The 7,318-nt window shown below is 57.8% G+C and carries 10 protein-coding genes; 9 read left to right on the forward strand and 1 reads right to left on the reverse strand.

Annotated features, from left to right (window positions below; genetic code table 11):
• Window positions 1-102: 102 nt before the first annotated feature.
• On the reverse strand, window positions 103-681 hold the full coding sequence (locus ACESMZ_RS17335) for a hypothetical protein (RefSeq protein ID WP_372956871.1): 579 nt from the start codon (window positions 679-681) through the stop codon (window positions 103-105).
• Window positions 682-1,025: 344 nt separating this feature from the next.
• Here ACESMZ_RS17335 and dctP point away from each other — a divergent pair, with 344 nt between their 5' ends.
• The 9 genes from dctP to ACESMZ_RS17380 all read left to right on the forward strand — a co-directional run bounded on the left by dctP (window position 1,026) and on the right by ACESMZ_RS17380 (window position 7,275).
• Window positions 1,026-2,057 carry a TRAP transporter substrate-binding protein DctP gene (gene dctP / locus ACESMZ_RS17340; RefSeq protein WP_372956870.1) on the forward strand — a complete coding sequence of 344 codons (1,032 nt, stop codon included), beginning with the start codon at window positions 1,026-1,028 and terminating at the stop codon, window positions 2,055-2,057.
• 75 nt (window positions 2,058-2,132) lie between these two features.
• Window positions 2,133-2,723 (forward strand): TRAP transporter small permease, encoded by a 591-nt coding sequence (locus tag ACESMZ_RS17345; RefSeq protein WP_372956869.1) that lies wholly within the window; start codon window positions 2,133-2,135, stop codon window positions 2,721-2,723.
• A gap of 33 nt (window positions 2,724-2,756) precedes the next feature.
• Window positions 2,757-4,040 (forward strand): TRAP transporter large permease, encoded by a 1,284-nt coding sequence (locus tag ACESMZ_RS17350; RefSeq protein ID WP_372956868.1) that lies wholly within the window; start codon window positions 2,757-2,759, stop codon window positions 4,038-4,040.
• A 34-nt stretch (window positions 4,041-4,074) separates the two neighbouring features.
• Window positions 4,075-4,515, forward strand: a complete 441-nt coding sequence (locus ACESMZ_RS17355; RefSeq protein WP_372956867.1) for a universal stress protein — start codon at window positions 4,075-4,077, stop codon at window positions 4,513-4,515.
• 496 nt (window positions 4,516-5,011) lie between these two features.
• Entirely contained in the window at window positions 5,012-5,731 is a 720-nt protein-coding gene (locus ACESMZ_RS17360) for a Bax inhibitor-1 family protein (RefSeq protein ID WP_372956866.1), read from the forward strand.
• Window positions 5,732-5,832: 101 nt separating this feature from the next.
• Window positions 5,833-6,258 carry a sulfurtransferase complex subunit TusD gene (gene tusD, locus ACESMZ_RS17365; protein ID WP_372956865.1) on the forward strand — a complete coding sequence of 142 codons (426 nt, stop codon included), beginning with the start codon at window positions 5,833-5,835 and terminating at the stop codon, window positions 6,256-6,258.
• A 1-nt stretch (window position 6,259) separates the two neighbouring features.
• Window positions 6,260-6,616 carry a DsrE family protein gene (locus ACESMZ_RS17370; RefSeq protein WP_372956864.1) on the forward strand — a complete coding sequence of 119 codons (357 nt, stop codon included), beginning with the start codon at window positions 6,260-6,262 and terminating at the stop codon, window positions 6,614-6,616.
• A complete protein-coding gene (gene tusB, locus ACESMZ_RS17375) occupies window positions 6,613-6,933 on the forward strand; it encodes a sulfurtransferase complex subunit TusB (protein WP_372956863.1) in 321 nt (106 codons plus the stop codon). The genes ACESMZ_RS17370 and tusB overlap by 4 nt, the downstream gene beginning before the upstream one ends.
• A 24-nt stretch (window positions 6,934-6,957) precedes the next feature.
• Complete coding sequence (locus ACESMZ_RS17380; protein ID WP_372956862.1) at window positions 6,958-7,275, forward strand: TusE/DsrC/DsvC family sulfur relay protein; 318 nt, start codon at window positions 6,958-6,960, stop codon at window positions 7,273-7,275.
• Window positions 7,276-7,318: the final 43 nt, after the last annotated feature.

The raw sequence follows: 7,318 nt of genomic DNA on the forward strand, positions 1-7,318 counted from the left end.
CTGGCCCACCGCCATTTCTTGCTTCCTTTCTGATGGCGACTTCCAGAGCTTTACTCTACGCGCCGCAATCACTTTTTTTGCGCCCGCCCTGCTCTATCGGCTTTACCAGGCCAGGGCTTTCTTGAGCTCCCCAACGTAGGGTTCTACTGCCGCCCGGTCCTGCTGCGACACATCTCCCGCCTGTTCGACCCGTTTCCTGCTTGCGCTTAGCATCCGCGCCATCCTCACTTTCTGGTCATCTGAGAAATGGTCGCTGTCATGCAGTTCCGCTTCAATGCGGTCAAGTCGCTGCAGAAGTGCGGGGGCCGGTTCCTCGAGTCCGAGACTCATCAGGGCCAGCAGAATCCGGTCACCGGCATCTGCCCAGTCTTCGGTATCGTTAAAACCGTGCTCCCGGGCGATACGTCCCATCATGGCTTCCAGCTCCCTGTTATCCTGCGAACTGGCGCGCCGCAGCGCCACCAGGCTCTCCGACACCATCATGGACCCGGGAACAGTGGCAGCCATACCGCGGACCTGCTGACCCTGCTCAATGGCCCTGAGAAAGTGCTCATCGGCCTGCAGCACCCTCAATGATTCGACAAACCGCTCGACCCGCGCCCCACTCAGGGGTTCCCCGCAGGCCAGTGCCGGCAGCACCAGTGCAAGCATCAGGGCCTGAACGGTTCTTCCTTCAAACATAGCGGCTGCCTCCCCTCTCCGGAACGACATCGCCCGGTGAATGTTTGCTGAACATCATCAGGCTGCCCGAGTCGGTGGTTGCCGGCAATGGCCTGAGCCGCAATAACAGGGCTTCAACGTTCATTGCGGCTATCGGCCGTCGATAGGCGCCCGGACGTAATCGTAACCTTTGGGAACGGTTTTCTTGCCTTATTATCAATGTTTTGCCAGTCTAAAAAGGCGTTAATCAAAATATGCCACGGCTGGGTTCGGGTTTATCGCGCCCGATCCCTCGGCCTACCTACAGAATAATAAAGCCGGTCAGACCCCAGCCGTGCCTCTTGAGGACGATGGAGAAGAAAGGCATGAACAAGAGCACAATGTTACGGAAAATCACCGGTGCAACCACGCTCACCCTGGCTGCGGCCATCGGTGCGACCAGTGTTGCCAACGCTGCGACCTGGCGCTACGCCCATGAGGAGTATGACGGCGACGTACAGGACGTCTATGCCGAGTTCTTCAAGGAATACGTTGAGGAGAACTCCGACCACCAGATCCAGATCTTCGAGTTCGGCCAGCTCGGCGAGTCCGATGACATCATGGAGCAGACCCAGAACGGCATCCTGCAGTTCGTGAACCAGTCCCCCGGTTTTACCGGGTCGTTGATTCCCGAGGCCCAGATATTCTTCATCCCCTATCTCATGCCTACGGACATGGAAACGGTAGTGGAGTTCTTCCGGGAAAGTGATGCCATCAATGAGATGTTTCCGGAGCTATATGCGGAAAAGGATCTGGAACTCCTGAAGATGTACCCGGAAGGGGAAATGGTTATCACGCTGGATGAAAAAGCTTCCAGCCCCGAGGATCTCAAGAACAAGAAGATCCGGGTTATGACCAACCCGCTGCTGTCTGCCACCTATGAGGCTTTCGGTGCCACACCAACACCCCTGCCCTGGGGTGAGGTGTATGGGGCGCTGCAGACCAACATGATCGACGGTCAGGAAAACCCGATCTTCTGGATCGAGTCCGGAGGCCTGTACGAAGTATCCCCGAACCTGCTGTTCACCGGCCATGGCTGGTTCACCACGGCCATCATGGCTAACCAGGACTTCTATAACGGCCTGTCCGAAGAAGATCAGAAGCTGGTTAGGGAAGCGGCTGACTACGCCTTTGACAAGATCATCGACCATATCGATGGTCTGGCGGACGAATCCCTCGAGAAGATCACGGAGGCATCCGACGAGGTCACCGTGACCAAGCTCAATGAGGAGCAGATCCAGGCATTCCGCGACCGCGCCCCGGAGGTTGAGGAGCGGTTCATCGAGATGACCGGCGAGCGTGGCGAGGAGCTGCTCAACCAGTTCAAGAAAGATCTCGAAGACGTTCAAAGCGACTAGCCCTGAATGCCCCGGAGGGAATCCTCCGGGGCCTGACCACCGTCCAGACCTGTTTCAAAACGGAGTTTGCCCGCCATGACCAATTCAGCCACCGAACCGGATGAAGCCGAAGGTTATAAATCGGGGCTGCCGGGCCCACTGGGCTTTGTCGACCTTGTAATTGCAAAAATTGAAGCGGTAATACTCGCGGCCGGTGTATTGCTCATGGCTCTGAACACCTGTGTGAACGTGATCGCACGCTTCGTGTTTGGTGAGGGGCTATTCTTTTCCGGCGAGATCAACCGCATCCTGATCATCATGATCACCTTTGCCGGCCTGGGTTATGCCGCACGCCATGGGCGGCACATTCGCATGTCGGCGATCTACGACACACTGCCGACGACAGCCCGCAAAGTGCTGATGATTGCTATCGCCCTGTTCACTGCGGCGGTGATGTTTTTTCTCTGTTATTACTCAGTCGAATACATCCAGACCATGTATAGCAGGGGCCGGGTTCTGCCCGCGCTGAACATGCCTATCTGGCTCATTTACATCTGGGTACCCATAGGATTCGCCATCACCGGCATCCAGTACGTTCTCACTGCCATCAAGAACCTCGTTGCCAGGGACGTGTACCTGTCGACTTCCGTGCTTGACGGCTACGCCGACACTGAGTCGGAAGTCTGACCACGCGCAAGAGCAAGAAAAAAGGAAACATTCATGGCGACTTTACTTCTGGCGATCATGATCGTGTTGCTCCTGCTGGGCTTCCCGATGATGATCCCGTTGCTGACCGCTGCACTGGTTGGCTTTTACGAAATGTTCAATGGCTTCGGCCAGATGACCACCCTGATCCAGCAGATGATGGGGGGGATTCGCCCTGCATCACTGATTGCGGTCCCCATGTTTATCCTGGCCGCTGACATAATGACCCGGGGCCAGTCGGCCGATCGCCTTATTGCAATGGTCATGTCCTTTATCGGCCACATCAAGGGCGGCCTGGCCATCAGTACGGCTACATCCTGCACCCTGTTCGGTGCCGTTTCCGGCTCCACACAGGCGACCGTGGTCGCCATCGGTTCGCCCCTGCGTCCGAAAATGCTCAAGGCCGGCTACTCGGATTCCTTTACCCTGGCACTGATCATCAATGCCAGTGATATTGCTTTCCTGATTCCCCCAAGCATCGGCATGATCATCTACGGGGTTATCTCTGAAACCTCCATCGCCGAACTGTTTATTGCCGGCATTGGGCCCGGCATCATGATTCTGGTGATGTTCTCCCTGTATTGCCTGTTCTATGCCTACCGCAACAAGGTACCCACCGAAGACAAGGCCAGCTGGGGAGAGCGCATGCGCTCGGTGCAGCAGGCCGTGTGGCCGCTGTTCTTCCCGGTCATTATTGTGGGTGGTATCTACGGTGGTATCTTCAGCCCGACAGAAGCGGCCGCTGTTTGTGTGCTCTACGCGCTGCTGCTGGAGTTTGTCATTTTCCGCTCCCTGAAAACCGTGGATATCTATCGCATTGCCAAGTCCACCGGCCTGATTACAGCGGTGGTGTTTATTCTGGTGGCCGCGGGTAACGGCTTTTCCTACATCATCTCGTTTGCACAGATCCCCCAGACCATCCTGGCCGCGGTCGGTGTCAACGAAGCCGGACCGGTGGGTGTGCTGATTGCCATCTGTGTGGCTTTCTTCGTCGCCTGCATGTTCGTCGATCCCATTGTGGTAATACTGGTACTCACCCCCATCTTTGCCCCGGCGATCCAGGCGACCGGACTCGACCCGGTGCTGGTGGGTGTGCTGATCACGCTGCAGGTAGCGATCGGGTCGGCAACGCCACCATTTGGCTGCGATATCTTCACCGCAATTGCGATTTTCAAACGACCCTACTGGGAAGTGATCCGGGGTACACCGCCCTTTATCTTCATCCTGGTTCTGGCGGCCGGCTTGCTGATCGCCTTCCCGCAAATCGCCCTGTTCCTGCGGGACCTGGCATTCCGTTGATCAGAAAGCGCCAAGGCGCGTTGAGGAGGTGATCATGTTCCGACGAATCCTGGCAGCCGTTGATGGCTCCAAGCCGGCACTGGATGCGCTGGAGAAGGCGGTGGAATTCCAGAAGTTGACCGGGGCCGAGCTCTATCTGATCTGTGTCTTCAAACACCACAGCCTGTTTGAGGCGTCCCTGTCGATGGTCCGTCCACAAGAGATGCAGATACCCGACCAGGCCCTGTCCGAACATGCCCGGGATGTGGTGGAGTACGCCAAGCAGTATGCTACGCAACTGGGAGCGCCCAGCGTGCGGGGCTTCGTCAAGGGGGGGCGGCCTTCCAAGGCCATCGTCAAGTTCGCGAAACAGCACGACGTGGATTTGATCGTACTGGGTTCCCGGGGTACCCACAGCGACAAGGACGGCATGATACTCGGCAGTGTTTCCCAGCGTGTTGCCAGCATGGCCAAGTGCCCTACCCTGGTGGTCTGACCATTGATTCCTGCGTTGGCGCCCCCACCTTGAATACAGAAAACGCTGGAGCAGTCGCTCCGGCTTTACCGTTGACGGGGACACGTTATGAGCACTGAAAAAAACCCTCAGGCGGGCCAGGAACGGGAAAGGGACCGCCGGTTTTCGGTTTCTGCAAACCGTGGATCGGCCCGCCATCGTATAAGGTATGTGGAGGCGGGTGGTGCGTCGGTGGATATCGAGGAATGCACTTTCTGCCAGGTTAATCCGGAACTTGACTGGGAAGCCAGTACAACGACCGAAGGAAAACACCGGTCCGGGGACCCGCAGCGGGACCCCGGAACACCCGATAATCATTAAATTGACGTAATGCGGAACCCTGGCAGCCAAGAACTGTCTGAATTCCTGAACTTTAACGATTGAAACTTGATGGCTGTCCATTATGATGGACGCTATGGCGCAAGGGCTCCTGACGGGGAGCCGCTAACCAAAGAGCAATCATTCTACGGAGACACACATGGATAACAGGCGTTTCAACGTCAACCAGAACCAGGGTACCTACGCGGCTCCGCGAGCCGGAGCGGGCACCGGCATCAGCGCCGATGCCACCAGGGTGCTCAAGAATACCTACATGCTGCTGGCCATGACGCTTGTCTTCAGCGCGGTCATGGCGGGCGTCTCCATGGCAATGGGCCTTGGTCATGGCATCGGCATGATCTGCTCACTCGTTGCCCTGGGCCTGATCTGGTTTGTGCTTCCCCGCACGGCCAACAGCCCGGCTGGAATCGGTGTCGTATTCGCCTTCACCGGCCTGCTCGGCCTGTCATTAGGGCCACTGCTGTCTCACTACCTCGCGCTCTCTAACGGCGGCGCCGTGGTTATGCAGGCCCTCGGCGGCACGGCTATCGTGTTCTTTGCCCTGTCCGGCTACGTGCTGACCACCAAGAAGGACTTCTCCTTCATGCGGAGCTTCCTGGTTGCCGGCCTCGTGGTTGTGCTGGTTACCATGCTGGGCGCGATGGTCGCTTCCATGTTCGGCGTTGACGTCAGCATGCTGAGCCTGGCTCTGAGTGGTGCAATCGTGCTGCTGATGTCCGGCTTCATTCTGTTCGACACCAGCCGCATCGTGAACGGTGGTGAGACCAACTACGTGATGGCGACGGTTGGTTTGTACCTCAGTATCTACAACCTGTTCGTTTCTCTGCTGCACATCATTGGTGCCCTGAGCAACGAATAATACTGGCGGCAATCTTTCGCCCGCCTGAAGAAGCCCCGCCCTGCGGGGCTTTTTTCTTGCTACCATCCCGTGTGTAACCGTTCCGATTCCGAGACATGGCCATGCCTGACGTTTCCACAAACCGCAAGCCCGGCTATAGCCTGGTGATTACCGGGGCTCCCTATATCAGCCAGGCACCCGCCACGGCCTTTGACTTCTGCAAGACGCTGCTGGAGACGGGCCATAAGGTTGACCTGGTGTTCCTGTACGGCGACGGGGTCCAGCTGGCGTCAGTACTCACCGCGCCACCGTCCGACGAGACCAACTGGACAGCCCAATGGCAGGCCCTGGGGAAAGAGCACCGGATTACTCCGGTAGCCTGTATCGCTTCTGCCCTGCGCCGTGGTTTGCTTAACGAAGAGGAAGCCCGTCGCTATGAAAAGCCTGCCGCCAACCTGGCCGAAGGCTTTACCATTGCGGGACTTGGGGAGTGGGTGGAAGCCGTGACCCGGTCGGATCGCGTGGTGTATTTCCATGGAGGGGCCTGAATTGAACGATACCAGGAACATACTCCTGCTGGTGATTGACGCCCCGCCCTACGGCGACTGGCGAGGCCGTGAGGCCCTGGATATGGCTCTGTCACTGGCAGCGTTTGATCAGCCTGTAGCCCTGATGTTCCGTGGCGAGGGAGTGAACTGGCTCAGGCCCGGCCAGGACGGCAGTGCGACCGATCAGAAAACGGTGAGCCGGAATCTGGGCGCGGCACGAATGTTCGGTCTGGCCGATATTTATGCGGATGAGGACGCCCTGGTCCGCTTCGGCATCGACAAAACCGAGCCCGGGGTCGATGCGGTACCGGCGAATGCCGCCTTTTATGCCCGCTTTCGGGAGGTGATCCAGCCATGAAGGAACCGGTTGAGAGTAATGCTCCCCTCAAGTGTGAGGGGCAAGTCACCCTGCACCTTCTCAACAAACCACCATCCCACCCACGATTCCATAGCTGCATGGCGGCGCTGCAGGCTGAGGACCACCTGTTACTGATGGAAAACGCCGTGATCGCCCTGGCGGATAGTTCAGTGGCGCTGCCACCCGACACCAGCGCCCTGGTCCGGGATTGCCTGGCCCGGGGTCTTGCTGAAGGCGTTCGGGACGGCGTGACGCTGGTCGACACCCGGGGCATGGTGGAGCTTACCGACCGGTTCCAGCGCATTATCAGCTGGTGAACGCTTTTCAGGAGATATATCCGGATGTCCTTACCCGAACGCAATAATGAAGGTTTTCTGGAAGATGCCCGGCAGTGGGACGAAAACATCGCCATAACCATCGCTGCCGAGTCGGGTATCACCCTGACCGATGATCACTGGGAAATCATCTGGTTATTGCGGGAATTCTATAAAAACCACGAAATGTCGCCTCCCTCGAACCGGCTCTTCGTGAAAGCCGTGAAGGAGATACTGGGGGAGCAAAAAGGCAACAGCATCTACCTGATGCAGCTGTTCCCCGGAACGCCAGCCAAGACGGCGTGCCGCATTGCCGGACTGCCCCGACCTACCAACTGCCTGTAGCGGAGCCGCTACGGGTGTACTGGTGATCGGACGACTAAAGGAA

Origin of the sequence: Marinobacter sp., assembly GCF_041690615.1 — a bacterium.
Classification (GTDB): Bacteria; Pseudomonadota; Gammaproteobacteria; order Pseudomonadales; family Oleiphilaceae; genus Marinobacter.